Below are 26,934 nucleotides of genomic sequence, written 5' to 3'. Positions count from 1 at the left end.
TGGTCCCATCCCCGGTCAGGAAGCGCATCTGTTTCACGTCGATCATATTTTCACGCATTTCGAACGTGAGGAAAACGCTCACGATCTGCGAAGCAAACTCGAAGACGAACTCGTCAGAATCCACAAGATCATCACCGATGCGACATCGCGCAGTCTTGTCATCATGAACGAGAGTTTCAGTTCCACGACCATGAACGATGCCATTGCCCTCTGTGCGACCGTGTTGAATACGTTTCTGGAACGCGGACTGATCTGCGTTTGCGTGACGTTCCTTGAAACACTCGCGACTCTTTCGGATCACATCGTGCCGATGGTGAGCGACGTCGAGAAGGGGCATGAAGAGATCCGAACCTATCGGATCATCCGTGCCCGGCCCGACGGAAGAGTTTATGCCATGGCTCTGGCACGTAAATACAATGTTACGGGCGACGATATTCGGCGACGTCTGGCGTCGCAGGTCCGCCCTCGGGAGACTGGCTCATGAAGGCCCATCTCCTCTTTCCCGATCGCGATCTTGATTTGACGGCAGCTCTACCGCCACAGTCCGCCGCGTTGATCAATGATCTGCGTTTGGACATTGTCTTTGAAGCCATGGCACAAGGCGATACGGTGATCGCGAAAGTCGTGCCGCATGTGCTGCTGGCCGGGACGGACGACGTTGCGGTTATCCGGTATCGTCAGAGCGTCATGCGGGAACTCATGGAGAAAGAAGATTTCTGTCGAAATCTCTATGCGTTTCTCAACGAGGCACTTTCTGCCGAGCAGAAGAGTTACCTGCACATGCGCAATAGAAGCGTCTCCGGCGTTATTTTCGACGCGGCGCGTTCGCTCGATGTCCTCTCCGGCCCTTTGCAGAAGCTGAAAGTGATTGCGAACAAGCAGAAGACGCTGGCGACGTCGACGGCATTACGTCGTCTGTTCGAGATCTTGGACGAAGAACTGGATGACAGTCTCTTCGCCGACCTGCTCGAATACAGTCGGGTGTTTCGCATGCCGGAGATGCTTTTGAGTGCTCGACTGGGGGAGGGCAATAAAGGTGTCGATTATCACCTCAGGGGGGTTTCGGGGTGCGCGCTTTCGGTGGTTAAAGGACCTGATCGGGCCGTGGCGTCCTCCGAACAGTTACAGGCTGGACCCGAGAGATGATAACGGAGCGCGCGCGCTGAACGACCTGCGAGAACGCGCGCTTGGCGGAGCCGCGGCGTCCATGCAGCAGGGCAAGGATCATGTCCTGTCGTTTCTCACGAACCTGCGGGATGAACTGGCCTTTTACGTCGGAGCGCTCAATTTGCGGCGAAGGCTCTGCGCGCGTCAGCTCCCGCTCTGCTTCCCGGACATCGAAGCGTCCGGATGTCGTTCCTTTGATGCGAAGGATTTATACGACATTGCCCTGGCGTTGGCATCTGATCAGCCGATCACGGGTAATAATGTGCCGATGACCGGTAATCGCACGGGTACGATCATTACAGGAGCGAATCAGGGCGGAAAATCGACCTGTCTGCGGAGTATCGGATTATCGTTTCTGATGGCCCGATGTGGATCGTTCGTCGGAGCAGAGTTTCTCACGACCGCAATGGTGGGAGGCGTGTTCACACACTTCAAAAGAGAAGAGGATCGCACGCTTCAAAGCGGAAAATTCGACGAGGAACTGCGACGGCTGGACGATCTGCTGACGTACGTTCGCGACGATAGCGTCGTGCTGTTCAACGAATCGTTTTCTTCGACGAACGAGATGGAGGGAAGTGCGGTTTCTTTCGACGTCATGGATGCCCTCATGGCATCCGGGGTGCGCGTGTTCTTCGTCACTCACCAATATACGTTTGCCCACAGAGTCTTTCTTTTGCGTCGGGATCAGACCCTGTTCCTGAGGGCTTCCGGCCGGAAGGGGAGGGATTGTGATTTCCAGCTCAAGCCAGGGGAGCCTCGTGCGACAAGTGAAGCTGCGGATCTGTATCAACGCGTGTTCGGGGTGGCGCTATCACCGCCGATCAAGACTCCGCCGTCAGGCCTGTGACCTGGGGGGATCGAAGAACCGTTGATTGATGCGCATGGCTTCTGATTTTGGACTTTTGGCGATTTGATTGACGGTTCTTGGGGGCGCTCGATCCGCGTTTTTGAGCAGGTCGGGGGCCACCATCCGCTCCAGGAGGAGAAAGCGGCGCATATTATAGACGATATTGGCCAGCCCGATCCTCATAGTGGTCCGAGTGGCGCCTACTGTTCGGATAAACAGCCCCGTCTGCGATTTCTGAGCGGCAAAGACATGCTCGACACGCGGTCTGACAGTCCCAGACCAGGGAAACGCATGAAAGACAGACGATCGTTGACCAGATATTCCGTCTGTTCATCAGACAAATTGTTCAACGTCTGGAGCACCAGGATTCTGAACATCAGCACCGGATCGAACGGGGGACGGTCGCCTTTGCTCCCGTCTGAATACGCCATCCGCTCATCCGTCAGTCAATACGGGTTACTCATCTCCACCTTCATGCCGCGCGTGAACCAGATCTCCTACGTCAAATCAATGGGCTCTGAGCTTAGAAATTGTCTGATGAGGATTTGCGGCGCCCTCCGAGGCTGTAACGGTTGCCGGGGTAGGTGAAAATACCTTTCATGACAACGCGGCCTTTGACCCATGTGCGGCGTACGAGCTGGAGGCAGGGTTCGTGGAGGCCGATATCCAGCAGGGATTGTAGCTCCGGCGTTGGAGAGACTGCGAACACGACGTGTTCGATCTCGTCGGGGCCGGAGATGTGGTAAAGGTGCCGGTGAGGATGGGTAAGGGTGAAGTCCTGCTGGAGGTATTCGGGCGCGAATGCCGGAGAGACGAAACGCTCTTCCACCTGAAGCGGGATATCGTCTTCGAAATGGACGATCACGGAATGGAACAGCTTGCTGCCGGGGCGCATGTCGAAGGAAAATGCGAGATCGATGTCGGCGCGGATGGCTTCCTGCGTGATGACCCGGGCCGTGTGGACGTGGCCTGAACTCAGGATGTCATCGGCGATATCGTGAAGTTCCAGCAGGTCAGCCTTTGGCGAAGGGCGCGAGACGAATGTTCCCACCCCCTGCGCACGGACCACGACGCCTTCGGTCATCAGTTCACGAAGGGCCCGGTGAACCGTCATGCGGGAGACGCCGAGGAGTTCGACCAGTTCGCTTTCGGAAGGAAGTTTCTGGCCTTCTTTCCATTCGCCGTCCTGAATCCGCTCGGTGATATAGAGTTTGACCTGTTCGTATCGAGCGGGAGAGCGTTCCCGGGAGACGTCCATTTTCATGTCGTGGGTTGTCCTTCAACTGGGAAGCGGCAATCCAAAAAACATCCTGGCGAAACGGTTATTTAGACAAGAGGTTGTATGGATAAGAGTATGCAACTTTATATCACAGGGTCCAGTTTACCGTCAAAAATTCGCTGAACCGGCCTTCTGCCGCCAATCCAGTACGAGAGTTCATGGGGGCTGGCAATGTCCCACAGAAGCATGTCCGCGGCCTGTCCGGTTGCCAGGTGACCGGTTATGTTCTGTAGCCTCAGGGCCTGGGCCCCGATCCGGGTTACGGCCGAGAAGGTTTCTTCGGGAGTCATGCGGAACAGGGTGCAGGCCATGTTCATGATGCCTGTGAGGCTCACGCTTGGGGAAGTCCCGGGATTGCAGTCTGTGGCCAGGCCCATGGGAACATTATGTTTCCGGAACAGGTCTATGGGCGGCATGCGCGTTTCACGGATGAAATAGAAGGCTCCCGGAAGCAGCATCGCGACTGTGCCGGCATGAGCCAGGTCGATGACGTCGTCTTCCACGACATATTCCAGATGGTCGGTCGAGAGGGCGCCGTAACGTGCGGCCAGTTTGGTGCCGCCGCTGTTTGAGAGCTGCTCGGAATGGAGGCGGACGGGGATTTTCAGGTCTTTTGCCGCAATGAAGAGCCGTTCGATCTGATCGGGAGTGAAGGCGATGTTTTCACAAAAGCCGTCAATGCTGTCGATCAGCTTTTCTTCTACCGCCTGAGGGAGAATGTCGGTGATGAGGTGGGAGACATAATCATCCTGTCGATCTTTGAATTCCGGTGGCAGAGCATGGGCACCCAGGAAGGTTGCGTGAACGCGCACAGGCAGGGAGGCGCCGATGGCCCGGGCTACGCGGAGCTGCTTGAGTTCGTCCTGCAGGGTCAGGCCGTAGCCGGACTTCATCTCGAGGGTTGTCGTGCCCTCGGCGATCATGCGACGTACGCGGCGCGCCGTGACGTCAAAGAGTTCGTCTTCGGAGACGGTGCGGGTGGCGTTAACCGTAGAGATAATCCCGCCCCCCTTGCGCGCGATTTCCGCGTAGGAGACGCCATTGAGGCGTTCTGCGAATTCCAGGCTGCGGTCGCCCGCGTAAATGACGTGGGTGTGGGCGTCCACCAGGCCTGGCGTCATCCAGAGGCCGTTTCCCGAGTGGATCTTATGCGCCAGGTTTTGCGGAGCGTCTGGCAGGTCACTGGTCGCTCCGATCCAGCTAATCCGTCCGTTTTCAATGCCGATGGCGGCATGGTGGATGCAGCCATAACCGTCCTGATCCGAAATGAGCGCCGGGTCGGCCGTCGCGACATGAATGTCTGTCCAGAGCGTATCCCACATTCGCGTTCTTCCTTGCGCCATCAAATCTGTCGTTGTGGTATATACAAGTCTTACAATTCCATTATCATCATGTAACCAATGGGAAAAGCAAAGACTTTCCGCGTGATGAGGGAAGGGATGTCGAGGTTATGGAACTGTTTGCAGAGCAGGCCCTTCTGCCGGACGGCTGGCACCGGAATGTGCGGATTGCCGTTTCTCCTGACGGGTATTTTGAATCGATTGTCCCGGATGCCGGGATATCTGCGGATGCAGAGCGGAAAACGATTGTTGTTCCGTCGCAGCTTAGTCTGCATTCCCATGCTTTTCAGCGGGGCATGGCGGGACTGGCGGAGAGCCGTCAGAATCCGGCGGATACGTTCTGGACCTGGCGGCGGCTGATGTATCAGCTCGCGCATCGCATTTCGCCCGAACAGATGCAGGACATTGCAAGCCACCTGTATATGGAGATGCTGACGGCCGGATATACGCAGGTCGCGGAATTTCATTATCTGCATCATGCGCCGGGTGGAGCGACTTACGGGCAGGTGGCGGAGATGTCCCTCCGTGTCGGTGAGGCGGCGCAGGCGGTCGGCATTGGTCTGACGCTTCTGCCGACGCTGTACGAGCGCGGGGGCTTTGACGGGCGTCCGCTTCAGGAGGCGCAGGAGCGGTTCGCGACGACGCCGGAACTCATCGGCAGGATTGTCAGCGAGACCCGGTCGGCCTGGGCGGAAACGTCGCTGCTCTCTGTTGGGCTGGGGCTTCATTCGCTGCGGGCGGTTGATCTGAAGACGGCTTCGGATCTTCTGTCTGCGCAGACGGGGCCTGTGCATATCCATGTGGCGGAGCAGCAGAAGGAAGTGGAGGAGTGCGTTGCCTCGGTGGGTGCGCGGCCTGTGGAATATCTGTTGTCTCAGGCGGATGTGGATGAGCGGTGGTGTCTGGTACATGCGACCCATCTGTCCGCTTCCGAGGTTGCGGGAATGGTGCGTTCCGGAGTTGTGGCGGGGCTTTGTCCGATCACGGAGGCCAATCTGGGAGACGGGCTTTTCCCGCTTGCGCCTTATGTAAATGACGGGGGACGCTTCGGGATTGGAAGCGATAGCAATGTGCTGATCAGTCCGTGGGAAGAGCTGCGCACCCTGGAATACGGGCAGAGGCTTTTCACGCAGATGCGATGTGCGGCTCTGCCGGCGGAGACGCTGGGATCCACGGGTGGATGGCTGTACCGGCAGGCGCTGGATGGCGGCCGACGGGCCTGCGGGCTTGAGTCCTGGGGGCTGGTTGCCGGGGCGCGGGCGGATCTGTGCGTGCTGGACGAGGATCTGCTGCCGCTGCCGTATCTGCAGGATGATGCTGTTCTTGATGCGGCCATCTTCGGAGCACGCCAGCCCCCCGTGAAAGATGTGCTGTGTGGTGGTCAGTGGCGCGTGCGCGATGGACGGCACCTCAATCATGACGCTGTAACGGCTGCATTCCGGCGCACCGTGCGCACTCTTCTTGATCTCTGATCTTACAAGGAAATCCTGACCATGACGGATGTTTTTTCCTTTGTTCGCGGGACTATGCCCGTGCTTGTGACTCTTCCGCATTCCGGCTGCCATCTGGCGTCCGGGATGGAGAGGCGGATGACGGAACGCGGGCGTCAGTTGCCTGATACCGACTGGTATATGGAACATCTTTATGCCGGTGCGCTGTCGAAGGGTATGGGGGTGCTGAAGGCCAATCATTCCCGTTATGTGGTGGATCTGAACCGGGGGGCCGATGATGCGGCGCTTTATCCGGGCCGGCCCAGCACGGGACTTGTGCCGGCGCTGACGTTTGACGGGCAGCCCATTTACCATGAGGGGCAGGCGCCGGACGAAAGCGAGATCGCCGAACGGCGTGAGGCTTACTGGCGTCCCTATCATGAGGCTGTTGCGGAAGAGCTGGAGCGGCTTCGTCAGAAATGGGGATGGGCGGTTCTGTGGGACGGGCATTCCATCAAGTCGACCATTCCCCGGCTGTTTGAGGGGACACTTCCGGATCTGAATCTGGGGACCAATAGCGGACAGTCCTGTGACGGGGAATTGCAAACTCTTCTGGGGCAGAGGCTGGCTGGAAACGTGGCCTACAGCCATGTCGTCAATGGGCGTTTCAAGGGTGGATACACGACGCGGCATTACGGACAGCCAGAGCGGGACATCCATGCCATCCAGCTTGAAATTGCGCAGTCCACCTATCTGCGGAGCGAAGAGGCGCCCTGGCCGATCGATCTGGAGAAGGCGGTGCGTCTGTCGCGGATGATCGATGGCCTGCTTGAGATTGCGCTGTGCTGGCGGCCCGAGGCGGCGCGTCCGGGAAAATAAATCCTGATGTCATTTCATAAATGGATTGACAATTCCGCAGAGCGATTTGAGTATTAGTATATACAAGTTCATACAGGATGAAGCCCATGAGTGATCCCGGCAACCGCCTTTCGAATGATCGTGTCATCCGGGCCCCGACCGGGCCTGAACTCTCGGCAAAGAGCTGGCAGACGGAAGCGCCTCTCCGGATGCTGATGAACAATCTGGATCCGGACGTTGCGGAAAAGCCGTCCGAGCTCGTTGTCTATGGTGGCATCGGTCGAGCGGCGCGGAACTGGGACTGCTATGACAGGATCGTCGAGGCGTTGCGTGATCTGGAAGACGATCAGACGCTTCTGGTGCAGTCCGGCAAGCCGGTTGGCGTGTTCCGGACGCATGCCGATGCGCCGCGTGTCCTGATCGCGAACTCCAATCTTGTGCCCCACTGGGCGACCTGGGAGAAGTTCAACGAACTCGATCGGGCCGGGCTCATGATGTACGGGCAGATGACGGCGGGATCGTGGATCTATATCGGCTCGCAGGGCATCGTTCAGGGCACGTATGAGACCTTCGTGGAAATGGGGCGCCAATATTATGGCGGCAACCTGAAAGGGCGCTGGATTCTGACGGGTGGTCTGGGCGGCATGAGCGGGGCGCAGCCTCTGGCGGCTGTTATGGCTGGTGCGTCCATGCTGGCGGTCGAATGTGAGCCGTCCCGCATCCGCAAGCGGCTTGAGACGGGATATCTGGACCGTCAGGTCGATACGCTTGATGAGGCTCTGGAAATCATTCAGGACGCCTGCGCGAAAGGCGAGGCCGTTTCCGTGGGTCTTCTGGGAAATGCTGCCGAAGTCTTCCCGGAACTGGTGCGCCGTGGCATCCGGCCGGATGGTGTGACGGATCAGACCTCCGCCCATGATCCGCTGAACGGTTATCTGCCGGCCGGATGGTCGCTGGAGAAGGCCGAGAAAATGCGGATCACCAATCCTGCTGCGGTCGAGAAGGCGGCACGGGAATCCATGCGGCTTCAGGTCGAGGCTATGGTGGCGTTCCATCGCCAGGGCATTCCGACTTTCGATTATGGCAACAACATTCGTCAGATGGCTTTTGACGAGGGGCTTGAAGACGCCTTCGCCTTCCCGGGCTTCGTGCCGGCCTATATCCGTCCGTTGTTCTGCCGGGGGATCGGTCCGTTCCGCTGGGCAGCGCTTTCGGGGGATCCGGAAGACATCTTCAAGACGGACCAGAAGGTCAAGGAACTGCTGCCGGACGACAAGCATCTTCACAACTGGCTCGATATGGCGCGGGAGAAGATCCACTTCCAGGGACTGCCCTCACGTATCTGCTGGGTCGGTCTGGGGGACCGCCACCGTCTGGGATTGGCGTTCAACGAAATGGTGGCCAGCGGTGAGCTCAAGGGCCCGATCGTGATCGGGCGTGACCATCTGGACAGTGGCTCGGTCGCCAGTCCGAACCGTGAGACCGAGAGCATGCGTGACGGTTCGGACGCCGTGTCCGACTGGCCGTTGCTGAATGCGCTGCTCAATACGGCGTCGGGTGCGACCTGGGTGTCGCTGCATCATGGCGGCGGCGTCGGCATGGGCTTCTCCCAGCATTCCGGCATGGTGATCGTGGCGGATGGCACGCCGGATGCGGCGCGGCGTCTGGAGCGGGTGCTGTGGAACGACCCGGCTACGGGCGTCATGCGGCATGCCGATGCCGGTTACGACATTGCAACTGACTGTGCCCGCGAGAAGGGCCTCGACCTTCCCATGATTACGAGCGGAGCCTGAGATCACCATGACAACCAGCACTTTTACACTCACGCCCGGCAAGATCACGCTCAGCGACCTGCGGGACTTCTATTTCGGCCAGCAGGATGTCCGTCTGGACGACGGGACCTTCGAGGTTCTGCAACGTGCAGCGGAATCCGTGGAGCGGATCGTCGGGCGTGGCGAGCCGGTTTATGGGGTGAATACGGGTTTCGGAAAACTCGCGAAGACCCGTATTCCCGATGACCGTCTGCGGGATTTGCAGCGCAATCTGGTGCTGAGCCATGCTGCGGGGATCGGCCAGCCGATGCCGGAGCGTGTGGTCCGCCTGATTCTGCTGCTCAAGGCCAATGGTCTGGCGCGGGGATATTCGGGCGTGCGTCCGCAGATCGTGCAGCTTCTGCTGGATATGCTGAACCGGGGTGTTGTGCCCGTTATTCCGGAAAAGGGATCGGTCGGGGCTTCGGGCGATCTGGCTCCGCTGGCGCATATGTCGGCTGTGGTGATCGGTGAGGGTGAAGCCTTCTATCAGGGTAAGCGCCTCAAAGGTGACGAGGCCCTGAAGGCGGCCGGGCTTGAGCCTCTGGTTCTGGGAGCCAAAGAGGGGCTGGCCCTTCTGAACGGTACGCAGGCCTCCACGGCGCTGGCGATTGCAGCGCTTCTGGATGCCGAGCGGCTGTTTCACGCGGCCCTCATTACAGGTGGCCTGACGCTTGATGCGGCACGCGGCACGGATGCGCCGTTCGATCCGCGTCTGCATGAACTGCGCGGTCAGAAAGGGCAGATCGAGTGTGCTGCTGTCTATCGCGCACTGATGCAGGGGTCTGCCATCCGGGCATCGCATCTTGAGGATGACGAGCGGGTTCAGGATCCGTACTGCCTGCGCTGCCAGCCTCAGGTCATGGGCGCCTGTCTGGACAATCTGCGTCAGGCCGCGCGGGTTCTGGTGATCGAGGCGAATGCGGTTTCGGACAATCCGATCCACTTCCCGGACACGGATGAGATGATCTCGGGCGGCAATTTCCATGCGGAACCTGTGGCGATTGCCGCGGATCTCATGGCGATTGCCGTCTCTGAAGTCGGAGCGATTGCCGAGCGACGTCTGGCGCTGCTGGTCGATGCGCAGATGAGCGGCCTTCCGCCGTTCCTGGTGCAGGACAGCGGGTTGAACTCCGGCTTCATGATTGCGCAGGTTACGGCTGCGGCTCTGGCGTCAGAAAACAAGACGCTGGCCCATCCGGCGAGTGTGGACAGTCTGCCGACTTCGGCCAATCAGGAAGATCACGTCTCCATGGCCACGTTTGCCGCGCGTCGGGTTGGCGATATCGTGGATAATGTCCGGACGATCATTGCGGTTGAATATCTGGCGGCCGTGCAGGGGCTTGATTTCCTGGCGCCGCTGGAAACATCCGCGCCACTGCTTGAAGTCGCGAAGACGTTGCGGAAAACTGTGCCCTTCTTTGCCCAGGACCGGCTGTTTGCGCCGGACATGGAAGCCGCCCGCGCGCTCATCATCGATGGCGCTCTGGGAAGCTGTGTGGGGTCGGGCGTTGCCCTGCCTGCTCTTGAGGGCTGATCGGGACGGGAGAAGAACGGGGAATGAACCATCACGGCATCGCGGCTCTGCATCGTCGGGCTGACAGGGTTCTTCCCCGTATTTTCCGGGATTATGTCAACGGTGGTTCGCATTCGGAGCGCACCGTCCGGGCCAACCGCCGGGCCTTTGACCGCTGGGCGGTTGTTCCGAAATGTCTGGTGGATGTTTCGGACTGCGATCTGTCCGGGTCTTTTCTGGGAGCCACACATCGGCTCCCGTTCATGTTTGCACCGCTGGGTTTTGGTGGCCTGATGTGTCCGGACGGCGAGATCCGGGCTGCGCGGGTTGCGGCTTCGGCGGGTCTGCCGATGGCGGTGTCCACTTTCGCCATCCAGTCGCTGGAAACGCTCTCCCGGGTGCCGGGCGTGACGCTCGCGGCCCAGATCTATGTGTTCCGTGACCGGGGCATTACCCGCGACATGCTGCGCCGGGCGGAGAGCTGCGGCATCCGCAACATCATCCTGACGGTTGATACACCGATTACGCCGCTTCGGTTGCGCGATGTGCGCAATGGTTTTCGCAATCTGACGCGCCCCTCCCTGCGGCATGTGCTGTCCATGGCGGCGCATCCGCGCTGGACGGCAGGGATGCTGCGGAACGGGATGCCGAAAATCGGCAATCTGGCGCCTTATGGCATGGGCAGTAACCTGATGGAGCAGGCCAGGAATGCGGCGTCCCAGATCGATCCGACGCTGACCTGGAAAGATCTGGACTGGCTGCGTTCCGTCTGGCCGGGGCAGCTTGCCGTTAAGGGAATCATGGACGCCGGGGACGCGCTGGCCTGCCAGAAAGCGGGCGCGCAGACGGTGATCGTTTCCAATCATGGGGGGCGGCAGATGGACCCGGCTCCGTCGTCGCTTTCCGTCCTGCCGGACATTGTCGAAGCCCTGAAGGGCGAGACGGACGTCATTCTTGACGGCGGGGTCCGCTGGGGCGGCGATGTCGTGACCGCGCTGGCGCTGGGCGCGAAGACCGTGGGGATCGGGCGTCCCTGGGCCTGGGCGCTTGCTGCTGGGGGCGAGCGAGGCGTTCGCAGTCTGGTGGACGGGCTGGGCGGTGAGATCCGCGATGTCCTGCGTCTGGGAGGGATGGTGGATCTTGCGTCGCTGCGGGCGCAGGGCGCGGCAGCGCTCCGGCCGATCAGGTGACGGCGTAGGCGATCTGACCCGCTTTCAGGATGATGAGTTCAAAGGGGACTTCGCTCAGAAGGATGTCTCCCGGCGCAAGCATGTAATGCTGCTTTTCGGCCATGACGTCCCAGTGCTCTTCTATGGCGATAAAACCCAGCAGAGCATCTGAAGGAAGATTTTTCGGCGTGATGGCGGTCAGGTCCGGGCCTGTCCTGTTCGCGGGGCGCATCAGGTTCAGGACGTCGACCGGGCCGTTCAGAGGTGCGCCGGTCAGGGGGAGGTCGCCACTGAACCGGATCACGCTGCCGGGCTGATCCAGCAGAAGGGGTGGAGCGCCCGAAACGGGAAAAAGCCGGACGCCGTTCCCGGTCAGAAGTCCCATCTGTCTGAACAGACCCGCAAAGCTGGAGAACCGTGCGGGTTGGGTGATGCTGGCGACGCTGAGGCGCCATTCCGGCTGTTCGGTCAGCAGGCGGGTGGTGCCGGCACCATTTTTCCATGGGCTTGCGGGCACGATGGGCAGACGGATGTGCCGAATGCTCATGGGACGTCTGCGGGAACGAGTTTTCCGGGGTTGAGGATGTTCTTCGGGTCCAGTGCGGTCTTGATGGCGCGCATGACGGAGAGGGCGGCAGGATCGTGCTCTTCGGTCATGAAGATCTGTTTTGCGAGGCCGATTCCGTGTTCGCCACTTGCACAACCGCCGAGCGAGAGGGCGCGGCGGATGATTTTATGGTCCAGTTCGAGGGCGCGTTTTTCGGCATCCGCGTCATTGGGCGGGATCAGGATGACGGTGTGGAAATTGCCATCTCCGACATGGCCCACAATGGGGGCCAGCAGGCCGGAGGCGTCGATATCGGCTCTGGCGCCGGTCATGAGTTCCGTCAGTGCGGCGATGGGGACGATGGCGTCGGTAGTGATGCCCCTGTAGCCGGGACGATAGGCCATGCAGGCCCAGAAGGCATCATGACGCGCTTTCCAGAGCGTGTTGCGTTCTTCGGTTGCGGTGGCCCAGCGAAAGGACTGGCCGCCCTGGCTTTCCACGAGGTCACGCAGCACCGTTTCCTGTTCCGCGACACTGGCGGGTGAGCCTGTCAGCTCGAAGAACATGGTGGGAAGGGCTTCGTAGCCCGTGAAGTGGGAATACTGGATGCAGGCGTCCATCTGGACGTCGTCGAGCAGTTCCATCCGGCCGACCGTCAGGCCGCACTGGATCACGAGGACGGCCGTCTCCACGGCGCTGGCCAGCGTCGGGAACTGGCAGACCGCGGCTCCTACGGCCTCGGGGATGGGATGGAGCTGGGCCTGCACTTCGGTGATGACGGCCAGCGTGCCTTCCGAACCGATGAGGAGTCCTGTCAGATCGTAGCCTGTGGCGGCCTTACGGACGGCGCCGCCCGTCTGGAGGATGCGTCCGTCGGCCAGCACGGCCGTCAGGCCCAGCACGTTGGCGCGCATGGTGCCATAGCGCATGGCTCCGGTACCGGAGGCCCGGGTGGCGCACATTCCGCCAAATGTCGCTTCGCCGCCGGGATCGACCGGGAAGAACAGGCCCTGTGTCCGCAGTTGGAGGTTCAGGTCCTGTCGCGTGACGCCGGCCTGCACGCGACAGGTCAGGTTCTCGGGCGAGACGTCGAGAATATCCGTCATCATGGATAGATCGAGGCTGATGCAGTCCGGAACGGGTGTCAGCTGTCCTTCAAGGGAGGTGCCGCCGCCAAAGGGAATGACGGGAACGTTTTCCTCGTGGCAGATCCGCAGGGTGTCGGACACGTCCTGCGTGGTGCGGGCGAACAGGACATAGGCGGGCAGCAGGGTCTGATCCGGGTGGCGCCATCCTTCGCTGTGGGCGTGATGATCGCGGATCGTCTCGTTGGCGGTCAGGCGATCTCCGAAAAGAGGGGCGAGACGCCGGGCGGCGCGTTCGGCGGCAGAGGGGCCGGTCATGGCGCGTTCCTTCTCAGGCTGCGGAGTAGTGTGAGGGCTGACGGACGCGATCGAGGGCGGCAAGGAAAGCCTGGCTGTCTTCGGGACGCGCAATGCTGACGCGGATCCAGGTCTCGTAGCCCTTTTCCTTCCAGGGTTTGACGATGACGCCCTGTTCGAGAAGGCGCTCGGTGAGGGCTGACGCGGATTCGCGGCTGTTGAAGAACAGGAAATTTGCGAAGGACCGTGCGACGAAATAACCCCGCTCTTCCAGAGCCGCTTTCAGTGCTTTGCCTTCGGCCAGGGTTGCGTCCACCGTTTTGTGCATGTGCTCCTGATCGAGCAGGCTCAATCGGGCCATTTCCAGCGCGGCGCTGTTGCTGTTGAACGGATCGCGGACGCGGGTCATGACGGCGGTGAGGCCGGGATCAGATGTCAGGGCATAGCCGACGCGCAGCCCGGCCAGGCCATAGGCTTTTGAAAAGGTTCTCAGGACCATCCAGGGGCGCGACTGGTTTTTGAGGATGGTGAGGCTGTCGGCGTAGTCCGGGCTGGATCGCGCATATTCCCAATAGGCTTCGTCGATGACGATCAGCGTGTCTGCGGGGCAGGCCTCGATCAGATTCTGCATGGCGTCGCTTGTCATCAGGCAGCCGACGGGATTGGACGGGTTGGAGAACATCAGGATCTTGAGGGGGCCGGATGTTACGGCCTGATGCAGCCGCGGCAGGTCGAAACGGGCATCTGCCGTCATGGGAATGGCTTCTGCTCTGGCGCCCATCATCTGGGGCCAGATCAGATGCAGTCCGAAGGACGGCAGGACCGTGACGAGGCGGTCTCCGGGGGAAAGGAAGGCTTCACAGATCATACGGATGATCTGTTCGGAGCCGTTTCCGATAACAATCCGGTCCGTGTCGATTCCGGTCTGACGGGACAGCTCTTCCCGAAGATCCTCGGCGGATGCGTCCGGATAGCGGAACAGGCTGGAGGCTATTCCGGTCCAGTGGTCCAGAGCCACGGGAGACGGGCCATAAGGGTTTTCGTTGCTGCCCAGCTTGGTGATCCGCGGAATGCCGTATTTTGCCCGCACGGCGTTTTCTGACAGGCCCGCATTATAGACCGGTAGCTGACGGACTTCAGCCCGGGCCAGGGAGAGGGGAGAGGTCCGGCATTCGGGGGCGGTGTTCATGCGATGGCTCCACGGGAAGAAGGCGTAGGGGGCTGGGCAGAGACGGGGTCATTTAACTTGTAAAGACAACCATAGATTCTGTGGGATATCCAGAGGTCAAAGGGGCTCTGGACGCATTTTTCTGGTCTTTTCACACGCTTTTTTCGGGGGTGTTTTCCTTTTCGGGAGTGGGTGCGGTCGGAGAGAATAGGATATTGATAGAAGGGGATATTTTGAGGTGTTTGGGCCGAAAAGTGATGTCGGTATGGTGTCTGCTGAAGGGGAAGAATTTCCAAAAAACCAGTTCGATATCAGAATAGATATAGACAACCTTTTTCCGGAATGACATGGTCTATTCCGAAAAGGCCGCATGCCTTTCGGTTTCCTCTGTAGCCTGTCAGTGACTGATGGTGTCTCCTTCAAACGACTGCTTTGGAAAAGTACGGGAATATGATGTCCAATAATAACATTCCATCACCGGATCAGGATGCCTGTTGTTTTCCCGTCTCAGGAAGCAGATCTCAGCCGGATCTGAGACGAAAGGGTGCATCTTCGTTTCTGGTCTGGGTCCTCGCATCGACGGCATTTTCCTGCTGCGCGGCCCAGGCGGCAGATCCCAAGAAGCAGGCCCGTCCCGTCGTCCATCACAATCCTGGCAAGGCTGCCCCGGTAGCACCTGTCCGCTCGAAAGCCGCGCGGGCCCGTCGTGCGACAGCGCGTGAGGCGCTGGAAAGCGAGAGCATGCAGGTGACGGCCCATCACGTTCCTCACGGTGCCGTTACGACAGTCTCTTCCGAAGCGCTGGCGGACGCGGTGCCAGGCACCAATCCGCTCAAGGTTCTGGCGCGGCAGCCGGGCGTCATGTTCCAGTCCGATGATCCGCAGGGCATGGATACCTGGTCCACCCAGTTCTATATGCATGGCTTTTTGCAGAACCAGATCGGCATGACGCTGGATGGTATTCCGCTGGGCGATCAGGAATTCCATACCTTCAATGGTCTGAACTCCGTCAATGCGATCTCGGCCGAGAATGTCGGGCGGATGGATGTTTCCATGGGGGCAGGAGCTGAATCCGTTGCCAGTACCAGTAATCTGGGCGGTGCTGTCGAGTATGTTTCTTCAGATCCCAAGCACAAGGCGGGTGGTCTGGCGTCACAGACATTCGGCTCAAACAGCGGATTTCATACGTTTCTGCGAATGGATAGTGGCGATCTGAACAAGAGTGGCACGCGGTTTTACGTCTCCTACATGCGCAATTCGCAGGACAAGTGGAAAGGGGGCGGGGACCAGTTCGGTCAGCAGGTCAACGCTAAGTTCGTGCAGCCGATTGGTGAGCGCAGTAGTATTTCGTCTTTCTTCGATTACAACCTGACGCAGAGCTATCTGTATCAGGACATGTCCTTCGATATGCTCAAAAATGGCGGATACGGGATCGACAACTTTTACGGCACGCCCAATGCTTATAAGAAAGCCTATCTGTCTGCGCTTTCGGCAAATGGTCTGCCGGGTGGTGCGCTGCCGGCAGGTTATTCCAAGATGTCCGATCCGTGGGATGCATCCTATTACGATGGGGCACTGGTTGAGCGTGATTATCTGGGCGGTCTGAAGGCCAATCTGGCCCTGACGGATCGGCTGCGGTGGGAAAGCGTGGTGTACGGGCATGGGCAGTATCTGCGCGGAACCTGGGCGAACCCGTATGTTTCCTCTCCCAATGGTGCGCCGCTGATCGATCAGGCGACTGTGACGCATTCCCAGCGCTTTGGCTTCACGTCCGCTCTTCATTATCAGATCGCACATAATGATATCAGCGGTGGCGTCTGGTATGAGAACTTCCATACGGATGTGGGACGTTTCGGTTATGAGGAACCCCTGCTTTCGGATGTGGAATCCGGGAAGGCCAAGCCTGTTAATTCGGTCGGGGAACTTCCCGATCCTTACGCCACGCTGTGGGGGCAGAACCTTAATTCCAACAGCTTTACGGCTTTCGTGCAGGACACGTATCACGTTCTGCCCAATCTTTCCCTGCATTTCGGCTTCAAATCGCTTCTGCAGACGGTGCGGGGTGGGCAGTATGCCAATGACGAGAGCTATACGGGCGTTGGCCAGATTGCAGGGGGCAGCATTACGACGGCCAAGGCGTTCCTGCCGCATATCAGCGGAGACTGGCATTTTCTGAAGCATCACGAGCTTTATTTCGATATCGCGGAGAACGTGAAGTCCTATCCTGTCCAGGCCTTCAAGGAAGGGGCGTCGCCCTTTTCCGTTTCACAGTCCGCGTATAACCAGTTGTTGCAGAATGGTGGTCTGAAGCCTGAGACGGACTGGAATTTTGCAGTCGGCTATCGTTTCACGCACAAATATGCTCTGGCGTCCGTGCATGCCTATAGAACGAATTTCCACAACCGCCTGCAGCAGGTGACGTCGGGCTCGATCGTCAATCCGATTTCCACGGTTGCGAACGTAGGTGGCGTGACCATGAATGGTGTGGATGCCGGGCTGACGCTGATGCCCGTCAAGGGGCTCTCGCTGTATAACAGCATAAGTTACAACCACGCGACCTATGACAATAACGTTACGGAATCCGGAACGACCTATCATACCAAGGGTCAGCAGATCGTTGCTTACCCGCGCTTTATGTACAAGGCGAGCCTTGCGTATGAATGGCGGAATTTCTCCGCGCATCTCGATACCCAGTTCCTTGGTACGCGCAATTACAGCTATACAGGGGATATGAAAATTCCCTCTTACTGGATTGAGACGCTGGGTGCGCGGTACCGCTTCGGCAACCTTGGGAAATATTCCAGAAGTCTGGATTTCGTGCAGAACCTGACCTTTGAGTTCAATGTCTATAACCTGACGAACACGAAGTATATTTCCACGATGGGTGAAAACGGTGTGCCGATGTCGGGTGATTATCAATCCTTCCTCGTGGGTGCACCACGTCAGTACTATGGCACGCTCAAGGCGGAATTCTGATGGCGGAACAGGTGCGCAGGGCTGAATTCCACCGGTCTGTCGAGATTCATACGATCTATCGGATCCCGACGGAACACCGGCATGGACGTGTCCGCGACCTGTTTACGGTCTGGTTCAGTACGAACATGACGCTCCTGACGATCGTAACCGGGGCGCTGGGACCGAAGATCTTCGATCTGTCGTTGATCTGGGCGATTGTCGCCGTGATTGCCGGCAATCTGGTGGGCGCGGTGTTCATGGCGCTCCATGCGGCGCAGGGCCCGGTTCTGGGTGTGCCGCAGATGGTGCAGAGCCGCGGTCAGTTCGGTGTCTGGGGTGCGGTTCCGATTATTGTTCTGGTCGTGCTGATGTATATCGGATTTGCGGCTTCAAACTGTGTTGTGGGCGGTGAGGCACTGGACGATGCCCTGCCTGTGTTGGGGCGGGTTCCGGCGGTTCTGCTGCTGGCCTTTATCAGTCTCGTTCCCTGTATTCTGGGGTATGGGGCGATCCATGCGTGTTCGAAGGCCGTGACATGGCTGTCCGGGATTGCGGTCATGTACTGTCTGGTGGTCGGGTTCTGGCACATGCCGGTCACGCTTTTGACGGAACTGCATGGCTCGGTCGCCGGTTTCTGCGGCATGTTTTCAATCGCGGCACTCTGGCAGATTGCCTATGCGCCGTATGTTTCCGACTCATCGCGCTATCTGCCCGAGGACAGCCTGTCCGTCCGGAACACGTTCTGGGCGAGTTATGGGGGGACTGTTCTGGGTACGATCCTGCCGATGGTCCTGGGGGCCTTTCTGGTCCTGCAATGGCCTGGCGAAAGCGTGGTGCAGTCGCTGGGGCATCTGGCGGGAGTGTGGGGCGCGCCGGTTCTGGTGGTTCTGTCCCTGTCCATTGCCCTGGCCAATGCCATGAGTGTCTATTGCGGGGCGCTGTCGAGCATCACGATCATCCAGACCTTTCTGCCTGAATGGCGGGCCGGGCTGAAAAGCCGGGTTGTCCTGACCTGCGCGCTGCTGGGTCTGTCGCTGTTTTTCGCGCTGGGCATGGCGGACAGTTTCATGAAGTCCTATGCGGCTTTTCTGGATATCCTGATGGCGGTCATGGTGCCGTGGACGGCGATTAATCTGTACGATTACTATGTCCTGCGTCATGGCGATTATGATGTTGAGTCCTTTTTCCGGAAGGACGGGGGCATATACGGTTACGTCAACTGGGCTGCGGTCGGAAGTTATGTTCTCGGCGTACTCGTTGAAATCCCGTTTCTGAAGAATGAATTCTTCACGGGCTTTTTCGTCCCCTATCTTCACAAGGTGGATGTTTCGTGGCTGGTCAGTCTTGTTGTGACCAGCCTGTTCTATGCGGTCGTATCCCGAAGGAGCAGTGTCGGTGATGTCTCCCGTCCTTCTTCCTGCTGATATGCGGCGGCGCGTGTGGCGTCGGTGCTGTCAGGTCGGTCTGGTTGCTGTCGGGGTAGTTGGGAGTGTGCAGGTTGCGTCGGCGCAGACCGTGCAGCGTTATTCCGATCCGAAGGATGATTTTCCGATTTCGGCGGCTGTTCAGGTCCCGGCAGGAGCGGAGACGGTTTATGTCTCCGGTCTGGGGCCTGCGCCGGACAGGGCTTCCGGCACCACAACCGCGGAGCAGACACGGAGTGCGCTGGACCAGATCTCGGCGGCGCTGGGGTATTTCGGGATGACAATGCAGGATGTCGTGCAGATGCATGTCTATCTGGTGGCCGATCCGCGGTTGGGCCACATGGATTTCGACGGCATGATGCAGGCTTATCGGGCCAGGTTCAGAAGCGCTTTTCCGGCGCGGACCGTTATCGAGGTTCCTCATCTGACCAATCCGCACTGGCTGGTCGAAATCGATGTCGTGGCATCGAGGAACGATATGAATAAAAAACGTTTTCCTGCGAAATGAGGTCTCTGCCGGGGTGATCGGGACGGCGTCTGATCGTGGTTTCGGCTCTGCATTTCGGGTAATCAAAAGGGGTAAGGCATGAACGTATTCAAGCGGACGCGGCTTTCTCGGGAGCGGATGGGCAAGGCCCTGCTGAAAAGCGGCTTTCTGCTGCTGGCCGGCGACCTGATGGTGGCGCAGGCGGTTAGTGCTCCGGCGGATCATCAGGCTGCGGCGGACCAGGCTCTGGATCTGGCTGAAAAATCCATTGCGTTGCGCTCGGTGGCTGGGCCGGGAAACCAGACGCCACAAGTAGCCGCGTTATTCCGGGATGCGTTGGTCAAGGGAGGTTTCGCCCCGTCCGATATTACGATCACGCCTTACAAGGACACGGCCTATCTGATCGCCCGCTGGCCGGGACAGGATCCGTCCCTCAAGCCGCTGGTCATTTCAGGGCACATGGATGTTGTGGAAGCCAAGGCGTCGGACTGGACGCATGATCCGTTCAAGCCGCAGATTGAGAATGGCTATCTTCTGGGTCGTGGCTCAACGGACATGAAGCTGGATGACACGCTGGCGATTGCCGCCCTTCTGGAACTCAAACGCGAAGGGTACAAACCGCGACGTGATATCATCATCGAGTTTTCGGGGGATGAAGAGACCACGATGGCGACGGGTGCCATCATCGCGGACAAGCTCTCCAAGGCCGAGTTGGTGCTGAACATGGACGGTGCGAACGGGACGCTCGACGAGAAGACGGGCAAGCCGGATTATTTCACTTGGGAAGGTGCGGAAAAGAATTATGCCGATTTCCGCCTGACCGTGACCAATCCGGGGGGACATTTCTCCGAGCCGCGTCCGGTGAATGCGATCGACGAGCTTGCGGCTGATCTCCTGCGGATCCAGCAGCACCGTTTCAAACCGGAAATCAACGAGCTTAGCCGTAGCTATTTCCTGAATGCCGCGCGCTGGCAGAAGCCGGAAATGGCTGCGGCCATGAAGGCTTTTGCGAAAAACCCTGCGGATGAAAAAGCCATTCGTACGCTTTCTTCAGACCCGTCCTATATTGGCCGTATCGGAACGACCTGCGTTGTGACCATGATCGAGGGTGGTCATGCGCTCAATGCTCTTCCGCAGAAGGCGACGGCCAATATCAACTGCCGGATTTTCCCGGGCCATCCGCGCGCGGCAATCATGGAAGATCTGCGTCAGGCTGCGCAGGATCCGTCCATGAAGATCGAGGATGCAACGGAAGGATCGGTTCAGACTGCCGCGTCTCCGATGCGTCAGGATGTGGTCAAGGCGATCGAGCATGGGATGCAGGTTGCCTATCCAGGCGTTGCCGTTTTCCCGGCGCTGTCTTCAGGGGCGAGTGACAGCATGTGGTTCCGCTCTCATGATGTGCCGAGCTACGGGATCAGCCCGATTTTCATCAAGAACTCGGATTCCTTCATGCACGGTTTGAACGAGCGTACACCCATGGCCAGTATCGCGCCTGCTCTTGAAGATCTTCTGGTGCTATTTTCGGATCTGTCTCACTAAGGATGGGCCGGATATCGTGAAAGGGCGTGCGTGTTTGATCTCGCGATCAGGAACGGTCTGCTGGTTGATCCGGAAACGGGGCTGGAGCAGGTCGGCGATGTGGCGGGTGCAGGGTGGGCGGTCTCAGCACATTAAGCGCCCTGCATGCCGACATGCTGGAAACGGTGGTGCGTCTCCGCGCTCTGGCCGAACCACACTTTCCCGCGAGATGAGGGCGCGGCTGTGGGGAATATGATTTTCCTTTGTTCTCCGTGTTCGATATCGTCACCTTTTTTTCGGAGAGTCTGGGACCATGGCTATTAAAGATCCTGTTGTGATCGAGCATCTTAACACGCAGCTCACGAATGAGCTGACGGCGATCAACCAATATTTCCTTCATGCCCGGACGCTCCGGCACTGGGGCGTGACCCATCTGGGGAAGAAGGAATATGACGAGTCCATCGAGGAAATGCGTCACGCGGACTGGCTGATCGAGCGGATCCTGTTCCTGGGTGGTCTGCCGAATGTTCAGCGTCTGAACCCGATTCTGATTGGCCAGACGGTTCAGGAAATCCTGGAATGTGATCTGAAGCTTGAAGAGAAGGCCATTCAGGATCTGCGGGAAGGAATCGCTTACTGTGAAAGTGTCCGGGATTATGTCTCGCGTGATCTGTTGCTGAAAATCCTCGTCAACGAAGAAGAGCACGAGGACTTCCTTGACCGTCAGTTCGACCTGATCAAACAGATTGGTATCGAGCGTTACATCCAGAAGAACTCCGCTTCGGCACCTGATCAGGACTGACGCCAGCGTCAGAGCGGTATCTTCGAGCAACCCGGCATTGTCCGGGTTGTTTTTTATGCGGCGTTGAGATGTGTCTGTTCAGACTGGGCTTTCTGAAGGGCCGAGCGTAGCAGGCAGACGATGCCGGGGACGCAGTTTCCGCATTTGGCCTTGCATTTCCGGGCTGAATAGATTTCCGCCGGTCGGGATGCTCCGTTGTGGATTGCGATTTCGATGTCCTGATGGGACAGCGCGTTGCACGAGCAGACGATCATGGAGAAGCAGGCTTCCGTTCACTGGGACCGATAAAGCGAGCCTAGTTCAAATGCAAATGGCTCGCAAATGCATTTTTGATTTTTGGCGACTCAGGACGAATCCTGGCTGATCCAGCGCTGGACGACGGGGCGGATTGCGAAATTGCTCTGGATGCGGACGACGCCGGGGAGGCGGGAAAGCTCTTCCTTGTGAATACGTTCGTAATCCGCCAGATCGCGTGCGGCGACGTGGAGCAGGTAATCGGCCTCACCCGTCATGAGATAACACTCCCGGATATCGGGGCAGTCGCGGATACGGGCCTCGAATCGGCGGAGCGTTTCATCCGTCAGACGCTCAAGGGTGATCTGGACAATGACGGTGGTGAGTTTGTGGGCCGAGCGTTCGTCGATGACGGCTCGGTAGCCCCGGATGATCCCTTGTTCCTCAAGCAGGCGGACGCGTCGGAGGCAGGCCGACGGAGAGAGGCCCACACGCTGTGCCAGTTCGGCATTGCTGAGGCGTCCGTCGTGCTGGAGGATGCGCAGGATGGATTCGGTGATGCGGTCGAAGATCATGATGGCATTATCGGTCTATTTTCGCATTTTCGATCATATATTTTTTGTTGTCTGAAAGATTATGCGATCATCCGGCAGGATATTCTGATCGGGAAGGGGATAGTCTTGTCTTTCATGATGAGCGCATGTCCTGATCCTTTGTGGCCTTCCTATCGTGCCGGTGCCCGCCTGACGGTGGACCTGGACGCGATCGCTTCCAATTACCGGTATCTTCAGACGCTGGCCTCAGGCGCTTCCTGTGCTGCGGTCGTCAAGGCGGATGCCTATGGGCTGGGAATCGAGCGGGTTGCCCCGGTTCTGGAGAATGCCGGAGCCACGGATTTCTTTGTCGCGCATGTCGATGAAGGCATCAGGCTGCGGTCCGTTGTGTCGGAAAAGGCCCGGATTACGGTGCTGCATGGACCGCGCCCCGGAGCGTCTGGAGACTGCGTGCGCTATGGTCTGCGGCCTGTCCTGAACAGTCTTGAGCAGATTGCGCTGTGGCGCGACGAGGACTCGCGGACAGGCGCGCTCCCTGAAGCGGCGCTTCAGGTTGATAGCGGGATGTCACGGTTCGGTCTCTCCGACGCCGATCTTGAAACCCTGCAGGCGGAGAAGGGGCTTGTGGACGGGCTGAAGGTCGGTCTTGTCATGAGTCATCTGGCCTGCGCCGATACGCCGGATCATCCTGCCAATCAGGTCCAGAAAAGCCGGCTGTTGCAGATGTCCGCGCGGTTGCCGTCTGCGCCGCTCAGCCTGTCTGCGTCGTCAGGGATTTTCCTTGGGCCGGACTATCATCTGGATGTCGTGCGACCGGGTGCCGCACTGTATGGAATCGCGCCCAACCGGACTGGCCCCAATCCGTTGTCGCCGGTGGTCCGGCTTCAGGCCCATGTTCTTCAGATCCGTGAGATTTTGCCGGGTGAGGGCGTTGGCTACGGCCTGACCTATCAGCCTGACCGGCCGCGCCGGATTGCGACGGTGGCTGTCGGGTATGCGGATGGTTTTTCCCGGCATGGGGCCGGGCAGGGCTGTGCGTGGTTCGAGGATATCCGTCTGCCGATCCTGGGGCGGGTCTCGATGGATTCCCTGATCGTGGATATTTCAGATGTGCCGGAAGGAAAACTTGGTCCCGACATGATGGTGGATCTGATCGGGTCCAGACGCAGTGTCGATGATGTCGCGGAAGCGGCGGGAACGATCGGATATGAAGTCCTGACGTCTCTGGGACACCGTTTTCATCGGGAATATGTTGGAAATCAGGAGACCCCCTCAAAGGGCGATTGACATTCCAGCATGGAAAACAAGATAGACGAATTGAAATCGGGCTACATCATAATGATGTTGTCTGTCGTAGCAAATCGGAATTCTCATGTATCTCCGTCGTGATAGAGCTTTGACCGCCATATCCATCATGCTGGATGTCGCTTTCCATGCTGGCCGATCCGGGGTCGTGAGTGGTGCGGATATTGCCAGACGTGGTGACATGCTGCGTCGGGGGATTGAACCCGTGCTACAGGCGCTGTCCCGGGCCGGGCTGCTTTCCAGTGTCCGTGGGCCCAAGGGCGGCTATCGTCTGGGGCGGCCGCCGCGGACCATCACGCTGAACGAGATCGTCCGGACTGTCACGGAAGATCCGGAAATGCCCGGGGATGGGGTCAATCTTCTGCGGACCAAGGTTCTGGAGCCGTTCTGGCAGTCGGTGGATCATGAGGTTTCGGAAAAGATGGCGTCCGTCACGCTGGAGCATCTGCTGCAGAATGCGGAAGAGGCCGGAATGCAGCGTCCAAGCCGGGCGCCGATTTCCTTCTCCATATAACCAGTAAAAAAAGTATTTTGTAAAAACCACGAAATAGGTTTTACAGGGCTGGATATCTTACCATGATGGATCAATGTTTGATCTGCTATGGTGAATTCCATGTTTCTGATATGCCTGCGCTCTGCTGTTCAGGCGTGGGAACAGGGACGGATTCATGATGGGGCCGGTCTGAAGGTCAGGTCGGGATTCATCAGGAAGGTGAGCGCTGATGAAACGTCCTGTCCGACTTGAACCTGGCCAGAAGCTGGTTCTGACCGCCAACCGCCTGCTGGATGGTCGTACTGTCTGGTGGTGTGCGGACGGGACGTGGGATCTTCATATTGGACGTGCGGCCCTTCTGGATGCGGATGAGGCGGAAGCAGTGCTCGCGCGCGTGGTGGCAGAGGCCCAGCGTGATGGGGTGGTGGGTGTCTATGATACGGCGGTGCAGGCTGCTGTTCCGCCGGAGCCCGTCACGGTTCGTGAAAAGATCCGGGCACATGGCCCGACAGTTCATCCCGAATTTGCAGTGGAGACCGAACAGTGAGCATTCCTGTCGGCCATTACCAGTATGACCGGATTGACCGGGATTTCCTTCAGGCGCGGATTGCCGAGTTTGAGGGGCAGGTGCAGCGTCGTCTGGACGGGACGCTGAGCGAGGATGAGTTCAAGCCGCTTCGGCTGATGAACGGGCTCTATTTGCAGCTCCACGCCTATATGCTTCGGGTTGCCATTCCTTATGGGATTCTGGATAGCCGGCAACTGCGCAAGCTGGGCGAGATTGCCCGGCGGTATGACCGCGATTACGGTCATTTCACGACGCGGCAGAACATCCAGTTCAACTGGATCAGGCTTGAGGATACGCCGGCCATTCTGCGTGAGCTGGCTGAGGTGGACATGCATGCCATCCAGACCAGCGGGAACTGCATCCGCAATGTGACGGCGGATGAGTATGCGGGGGCGGCGGCGGATGAACTGGTGGACCCTCGGGTTCATGCGGAGATCCTGCGTCAGTGGTCCACGCTGCATCCCGAGTTCACGTTCCTGCCGCGCAAGTTCAAGATCGCGATTTCGGGCAGTCCGAATGACCGGGTGGCGGCGCGCTTCCATGACATTGGGATTCTGGCCCGTCCGGGTGAGGATGGGGCGCCGGTGTTCCGGATTTTCGTGGGCGGTGGTCTGGGGCGGACGCCGGTTATTGGTGAAGAGCTGTTCGACAGTGTGCGGGAAGAGCATCTTCTGGCGACGCTTGAGGCCATTCTGCGCGTCTATAATGCGCATGGACGGCGGGATAATATCTACAAGGCGCGGATCAAGATTCTGGTTCAGGCGATCGGGGTTGATGCCTATCGAGAGGCTGTTGAAGCGGAACTCGTCCAGATGGATCTGGAGCGGTATCGGCTGATGCCGGAGGCGGTTGCGGCGATCCGGTCGCGGTTTGCCGTGCCTCTGCTTGAGGCTCCGGCCGATGCGGATGCTGTTCTGGCACAGCAGCGGCGGGATGATCCGCTCTTTGATCGCTGGGTGCGGAGTAATACGCATGTTCATCGGGACCCGGGGCATATCATTGCGACCATTTCGCTGAAGCCGGCGGGTGGGATTCCGGGGGATGCGACGTCGGCGCAGATTGTGCGTCTGGCGGATCTGGCGGATGCGTATTCGTTCGGGGAAATCCGGATCACGCATTTGCAGAACGTGGTTCTGGGGCATGTGCGCAAGGACCGGCTGCGGGATCTGTGGCTCGGGCTGGCTGAAGTGGGGCTGGCGGAAGCGAATATCGGGCTGATCGGTGATATCGTGGCGTGCCCGGGGCTGGATTACTGTGCGCTGGCGAATGCGCGGTCCATTCCGATTGCGCAGAAGCTGGGGGCCCGGTTTGCTGATACGGCGCTTCAGGCCGAAATCGGGGCGCTGCGTATCAATATATCGGGCTGCATCAATGCATGCGGGCATCATCACGCCGGGCATATCGGGCTTCTGGGTGTGGACAAGCGCGGGGAAGAGTTCTTCCAGCTCACGGTTGGTGGCCGGGCCGAGAATGGCGCGGCGATCGGGACGATTCTGGGGGCGGCTCTGCCGGAAGACGAGACCGTGGATGCGATTGCGCGGCTTGTGGACTGCTATCTGGGGCGCCGGGAGAGCGGGGAGACATTCCTCGATACGCTGACACGTCTGGGGCATGAGCCTTTCAGGGAGGCGGCTTATGAAACTGTTTGAACTCGGCGAGCGGACCGCGCAGGTTCATGATGTGCTGGTGACGGTTGCGGAGCTGGCGGAGCGGGATGATGCGCGGGCGGTTCTGCTGGAGAGTGCGGATGATCCCGCGCTTGTGAAACCTTATCTGAACCGGCTGGAGCTTGTGGTGCTGCGGTTCCCGGTTTTCCGGGATGGACGCGGGTTCACGCAGGCGCGGGAGCTTCGGGAATATCTGCGGTTTTCGGGTGAGATCCGGGCGGAAGGGCATATCCTGCCGGATCAGGCGGCGTTTCTGCGTCGCTGTGGGGTGGACAGTGTGGTTCTGCCGAAGGACGGCAATGGTGATCCGGCTCTGTGGGAAAAGCAGCTCCGGCAGTTTCCGGTGGCGTATCAGCGCTCGGTTCTGCCGGAGCGGTCCGTGGGGCCGGGGCTTCGGGTGGAAGAGGCGT

At 59.1% G+C, this 26,934-nt stretch carries 26 protein-coding genes and 1 pseudogene; 18 read left to right on the top strand and 9 right to left on the bottom strand.

The annotated features are described in order from the left end of the window. The 3 genes from GFJ39_RS11070 to GFJ39_RS14280 form a co-directional block, all read left to right on the top strand. Window positions 1–484: MutS-related protein (locus GFJ39_RS11070; protein WP_407645890.1), on the top strand; the 484-nt coding region annotated here is incomplete at its 5' end. Continuing rightward, on the top strand, window positions 481–1,146 hold the full coding sequence (locus tag GFJ39_RS14285; RefSeq protein ID WP_228391914.1) for a hypothetical protein: 666 nt from the start codon (window positions 481–483) through the stop codon (window positions 1,144–1,146). The genes GFJ39_RS11070 and GFJ39_RS14285, both read left to right, overlap by 4 nt. A 61-nt stretch (window positions 1,147–1,207) precedes the next feature. Beyond that, window positions 1,208–2,014: a MutS-related protein gene (locus GFJ39_RS14280; protein ID WP_228391913.1), complete on the top strand. Its 807-nt coding sequence runs from the start codon at window positions 1,208–1,210 to the stop codon at window positions 2,012–2,014. On the opposite strand, the gene GFJ39_RS14090 is transcribed toward GFJ39_RS14280, so the two are convergent. From GFJ39_RS14090 to hutI, 4 genes and pseudogenes are all read right to left on the bottom strand, one after another. After that, the gene (locus tag GFJ39_RS14090) at window positions 2,003–2,197 is read right to left on the bottom strand and encodes a hypothetical protein (protein WP_194285358.1); all 195 of its coding nucleotides are present in this window, start codon (window positions 2,195–2,197) and stop codon (window positions 2,003–2,005) included. The two genes, GFJ39_RS14280 and GFJ39_RS14090, sit on opposite strands and share 12 nt — an antisense overlap. Before the next feature lie 17 nt (window positions 2,198–2,214). After that, a pseudogene (locus GFJ39_RS11060) lies at window positions 2,215–2,427 on the bottom strand (transposase); the annotation flags it as partial. Window positions 2,428–2,537: 110 nt separating this feature from the next. Further along, on the bottom strand, window positions 2,538–3,278 hold the full coding sequence (hutC, locus tag GFJ39_RS11055; RefSeq protein ID WP_153431390.1) for a histidine utilization repressor: 741 nt from the start codon (window positions 3,276–3,278) through the stop codon (window positions 2,538–2,540). Window positions 3,279–3,376: 98 nt separating this feature from the next. After that, on the bottom strand, window positions 3,377–4,615 hold the full coding sequence (gene hutI / locus GFJ39_RS11050) for an imidazolonepropionase (RefSeq protein ID WP_153431389.1): 1,239 nt from the start codon (window positions 4,613–4,615) through the stop codon (window positions 3,377–3,379). 128 nt (window positions 4,616–4,743) lie between these two features. On the opposite strand from hutI, the gene GFJ39_RS11045 reads away from it, so the two are divergent. The 5 genes from GFJ39_RS11045 to GFJ39_RS11025 all read left to right on the top strand — a co-directional run bounded on the left by GFJ39_RS11045 (window position 4,744) and on the right by GFJ39_RS11025 (window position 11,438). Further along, window positions 4,744–6,105, top strand: a complete 1,362-nt coding sequence (locus GFJ39_RS11045; protein WP_153431388.1) for a formimidoylglutamate deiminase — start codon at window positions 4,744–4,746, stop codon at window positions 6,103–6,105. A 21-nt stretch (window positions 6,106–6,126) separates the two neighbouring features. Further along, window positions 6,127–6,942, top strand: a complete 816-nt coding sequence (gene hutG / locus GFJ39_RS11040) for an N-formylglutamate deformylase (RefSeq protein ID WP_153431387.1) — start codon at window positions 6,127–6,129, stop codon at window positions 6,940–6,942. Between the two features lie 86 nt (window positions 6,943–7,028). After that, window positions 7,029–8,714, top strand: coding sequence for a urocanate hydratase (gene hutU, locus GFJ39_RS11035; RefSeq protein ID WP_153431386.1), 1,686 nt, complete (start codon window positions 7,029–7,031; stop codon window positions 8,712–8,714). A gap of 7 nt (window positions 8,715–8,721) precedes the next feature. Then, entirely contained in the window at window positions 8,722–10,269 is a 1,548-nt protein-coding gene (hutH, locus tag GFJ39_RS11030) for a histidine ammonia-lyase (protein WP_153431385.1), read from the top strand. A gap of 23 nt (window positions 10,270–10,292) precedes the next feature. Further along, window positions 10,293–11,438 carry an alpha-hydroxy acid oxidase gene (locus tag GFJ39_RS11025; protein ID WP_153431384.1) on the top strand — a complete coding sequence of 382 codons (1,146 nt, stop codon included), beginning with the start codon at window positions 10,293–10,295 and terminating at the stop codon, window positions 11,436–11,438. On the opposite strand, the gene GFJ39_RS11020 is transcribed toward GFJ39_RS11025, so the two are convergent. Genes GFJ39_RS11020 through GFJ39_RS11010 form a run of 3 tightly spaced genes read right to left on the bottom strand, consistent with a single transcriptional unit; the run spans window position 11,431 to window position 14,535 of the window. Continuing rightward, window positions 11,431–11,964, bottom strand: coding sequence for a HutD family protein (locus GFJ39_RS11020; protein ID WP_153431383.1), 534 nt, complete (start codon window positions 11,962–11,964; stop codon window positions 11,431–11,433). The genes GFJ39_RS11025 and GFJ39_RS11020 overlap by 8 nt on opposite strands. Beyond that, entirely contained in the window at window positions 11,961–13,367 is a 1,407-nt protein-coding gene (locus tag GFJ39_RS11015) for an FAD-binding oxidoreductase (protein ID WP_153431382.1), read from the bottom strand. Before GFJ39_RS11015 ends, GFJ39_RS11020 begins: the two co-directional genes overlap by 4 nt. Before the next feature lie 13 nt (window positions 13,368–13,380). Next, a complete protein-coding gene (locus tag GFJ39_RS11010) occupies window positions 13,381–14,535 on the bottom strand; it encodes a histidinol-phosphate transaminase (RefSeq protein WP_153431381.1) in 1,155 nt (384 codons plus the stop codon). Window positions 14,536–14,964: 429 nt separating this feature from the next. Between GFJ39_RS11010 and GFJ39_RS11005 the strand changes: the two genes are divergently transcribed. From GFJ39_RS11005 to bfr, 5 genes are all read left to right on the top strand, one after another. Continuing rightward, window positions 14,965–17,490 (top strand): TonB-dependent receptor, encoded by a 2,526-nt coding sequence (locus tag GFJ39_RS11005; RefSeq protein WP_153431380.1) that lies wholly within the window; start codon window positions 14,965–14,967, stop codon window positions 17,488–17,490. Then, on the top strand, window positions 17,490–18,893 hold the full coding sequence (locus GFJ39_RS11000) for a purine-cytosine permease family protein (protein WP_153431379.1): 1,404 nt from the start codon (window positions 17,490–17,492) through the stop codon (window positions 18,891–18,893). Before GFJ39_RS11005 ends, GFJ39_RS11000 begins: the two co-directional genes overlap by 1 nt. After that, the gene (locus tag GFJ39_RS10995) at window positions 18,868–19,401 is read left to right on the top strand and encodes a RidA family protein (RefSeq protein ID WP_153431378.1); all 534 of its coding nucleotides are present in this window, start codon (window positions 18,868–18,870) and stop codon (window positions 19,399–19,401) included. Before GFJ39_RS11000 ends, GFJ39_RS10995 begins: the two co-directional genes overlap by 26 nt. 78 nt (window positions 19,402–19,479) lie before the next feature. Then, window positions 19,480–20,922: a M20/M25/M40 family metallo-hydrolase gene (locus tag GFJ39_RS10990; RefSeq protein ID WP_407645889.1), complete on the top strand. Its 1,443-nt coding sequence runs from the start codon at window positions 19,480–19,482 to the stop codon at window positions 20,920–20,922. A gap of 292 nt (window positions 20,923–21,214) precedes the next feature. Continuing rightward, the gene (gene bfr / locus GFJ39_RS10985) at window positions 21,215–21,703 is read left to right on the top strand and encodes a bacterioferritin (RefSeq protein WP_153431377.1); all 489 of its coding nucleotides are present in this window, start codon (window positions 21,215–21,217) and stop codon (window positions 21,701–21,703) included. 53 nt (window positions 21,704–21,756) lie between these two features. Here the strand turns inward: bfr and GFJ39_RS10980 are convergent, their stop codons facing one another. Next, the gene (locus GFJ39_RS10980; RefSeq protein WP_024717021.1) at window positions 21,757–21,957 is read right to left on the bottom strand and encodes a (2Fe-2S)-binding protein; all 201 of its coding nucleotides are present in this window, start codon (window positions 21,955–21,957) and stop codon (window positions 21,757–21,759) included. Between the two features lie 90 nt (window positions 21,958–22,047). After that, window positions 22,048–22,512, bottom strand: a complete 465-nt coding sequence (locus GFJ39_RS10975) for an Lrp/AsnC family transcriptional regulator (RefSeq protein ID WP_153431376.1) — start codon at window positions 22,510–22,512, stop codon at window positions 22,048–22,050. A gap of 117 nt (window positions 22,513–22,629) precedes the next feature. On the opposite strand from GFJ39_RS10975, the gene alr reads away from it, so the two are divergent. From alr to GFJ39_RS10950, 5 genes are all read left to right on the top strand, one after another. Beyond that, window positions 22,630–23,778 carry an alanine racemase gene (gene alr, locus GFJ39_RS10970; protein ID WP_407645891.1) on the top strand — a complete coding sequence of 383 codons (1,149 nt, stop codon included), beginning with the start codon at window positions 22,630–22,632 and terminating at the stop codon, window positions 23,776–23,778. An 85-nt stretch (window positions 23,779–23,863) separates the two neighbouring features. After that, window positions 23,864–24,310 (top strand): RrF2 family transcriptional regulator, encoded by a 447-nt coding sequence (locus tag GFJ39_RS10965; RefSeq protein WP_011252749.1) that lies wholly within the window; start codon window positions 23,864–23,866, stop codon window positions 24,308–24,310. A gap of 208 nt (window positions 24,311–24,518) precedes the next feature. Next, the gene (locus tag GFJ39_RS10960) at window positions 24,519–24,836 is read left to right on the top strand and encodes a DUF2849 domain-containing protein (RefSeq protein ID WP_062447778.1); all 318 of its coding nucleotides are present in this window, start codon (window positions 24,519–24,521) and stop codon (window positions 24,834–24,836) included. Continuing rightward, window positions 24,833–26,506 carry a nitrite/sulfite reductase gene (locus GFJ39_RS10955; RefSeq protein WP_325062924.1) on the top strand — a complete coding sequence of 558 codons (1,674 nt, stop codon included), beginning with the start codon at window positions 24,833–24,835 and terminating at the stop codon, window positions 26,504–26,506. The genes GFJ39_RS10960 and GFJ39_RS10955 overlap by 4 nt, the downstream gene beginning before the upstream one ends. Then, window positions 26,493–26,934, top strand: a 442-nt coding sequence (locus GFJ39_RS10950) for a DUF934 domain-containing protein (RefSeq protein WP_153431374.1), incomplete at its 3' end; no start/stop codon positions are given. The genes GFJ39_RS10955 and GFJ39_RS10950, both read left to right, overlap by 14 nt.

Origin of the sequence: Gluconobacter aidae, from assembly GCF_009547075.1 — a bacterium.
GTDB lineage: Bacteria > Pseudomonadota > Alphaproteobacteria > Acetobacterales > Acetobacteraceae > Gluconobacter > Gluconobacter aidae.
The sequence above is the reverse complement of the archived record's forward strand: the minus strand, read 5'-3'. Positions and strand labels throughout refer to the sequence as shown.

Excerpts from the sequence above, each read along its gene's own strand:
- GFJ39_RS11005 (WP_153431380.1), top strand. The coding sequence starts at position 14,965 with ATGATGTCCAATAATAACATTCCATCACCGGATCAGGATGCCTGTTGT.
- hutU (WP_153431386.1), top strand. The coding sequence starts at position 7,029 with ATGAGTGATCCCGGCAACCGCCTTTCGAATGATCGTGTCATCCGGGCC.
- hutC (WP_153431390.1), bottom strand. The coding sequence starts at position 3,278 with ATGAAAATGGACGTCTCCCGGGAACGCTCTCCCGCTCGATACGAACAG.
- GFJ39_RS11010 (WP_153431381.1), bottom strand. The coding sequence starts at position 14,535 with ATGAACACCGCCCCCGAATGCCGGACCTCTCCCCTCTCCCTGGCCCGG.
- GFJ39_RS11025 (WP_153431384.1), top strand. The coding sequence starts at position 10,293 with ATGAACCATCACGGCATCGCGGCTCTGCATCGTCGGGCTGACAGGGTT.
- GFJ39_RS14280 (WP_228391913.1), top strand. The coding sequence starts at position 1,208 with ATGCAGCAGGGCAAGGATCATGTCCTGTCGTTTCTCACGAACCTGCGG.
- GFJ39_RS10990 (WP_407645889.1), top strand. The coding sequence starts at position 19,480 with ATGAACGTATTCAAGCGGACGCGGCTTTCTCGGGAGCGGATGGGCAAG.
- alr (WP_407645891.1), top strand. The coding sequence starts at position 22,630 with ATGAGCGCATGTCCTGATCCTTTGTGGCCTTCCTATCGTGCCGGTGCC.
- hutG (WP_153431387.1), top strand. The coding sequence starts at position 6,127 with ATGACGGATGTTTTTTCCTTTGTTCGCGGGACTATGCCCGTGCTTGTG.
- GFJ39_RS10980 (WP_024717021.1), bottom strand. The coding sequence starts at position 21,957 with ATGATCGTCTGCTCGTGCAACGCGCTGTCCCATCAGGACATCGAAATC.
- hutI (WP_153431389.1), bottom strand. The coding sequence starts at position 4,615 with ATGTGGGATACGCTCTGGACAGACATTCATGTCGCGACGGCCGACCCG.
- GFJ39_RS14090 (WP_194285358.1), bottom strand. The coding sequence starts at position 2,197 with ATGAGGATCGGGCTGGCCAATATCGTCTATAATATGCGCCGCTTTCTC.
- GFJ39_RS11045 (WP_153431388.1), top strand. The coding sequence starts at position 4,744 with ATGGAACTGTTTGCAGAGCAGGCCCTTCTGCCGGACGGCTGGCACCGG.
- GFJ39_RS10965 (WP_011252749.1), top strand. The coding sequence starts at position 23,864 with ATGTATCTCCGTCGTGATAGAGCTTTGACCGCCATATCCATCATGCTG.
- GFJ39_RS10960 (WP_062447778.1), top strand. The coding sequence starts at position 24,519 with ATGAAACGTCCTGTCCGACTTGAACCTGGCCAGAAGCTGGTTCTGACC.
- GFJ39_RS14285 (WP_228391914.1), top strand. The coding sequence starts at position 481 with ATGAAGGCCCATCTCCTCTTTCCCGATCGCGATCTTGATTTGACGGCA.
- GFJ39_RS10975 (WP_153431376.1), bottom strand. The coding sequence starts at position 22,512 with ATGATCTTCGACCGCATCACCGAATCCATCCTGCGCATCCTCCAGCAC.
- GFJ39_RS11020 (WP_153431383.1), bottom strand. The coding sequence starts at position 11,964 with ATGAGCATTCGGCACATCCGTCTGCCCATCGTGCCCGCAAGCCCATGG.
- GFJ39_RS11000 (WP_153431379.1), top strand. The coding sequence starts at position 17,490 with ATGGCGGAACAGGTGCGCAGGGCTGAATTCCACCGGTCTGTCGAGATT.
- hutH (WP_153431385.1), top strand. The coding sequence starts at position 8,722 with ATGACAACCAGCACTTTTACACTCACGCCCGGCAAGATCACGCTCAGC.
- bfr (WP_153431377.1), top strand. The coding sequence starts at position 21,215 with ATGGCTATTAAAGATCCTGTTGTGATCGAGCATCTTAACACGCAGCTC.
- GFJ39_RS10995 (WP_153431378.1), top strand. The coding sequence starts at position 18,868 with ATGTCTCCCGTCCTTCTTCCTGCTGATATGCGGCGGCGCGTGTGGCGT.
- GFJ39_RS11015 (WP_153431382.1), bottom strand. The coding sequence starts at position 13,367 with ATGACCGGCCCCTCTGCCGCCGAACGCGCCGCCCGGCGTCTCGCCCCT.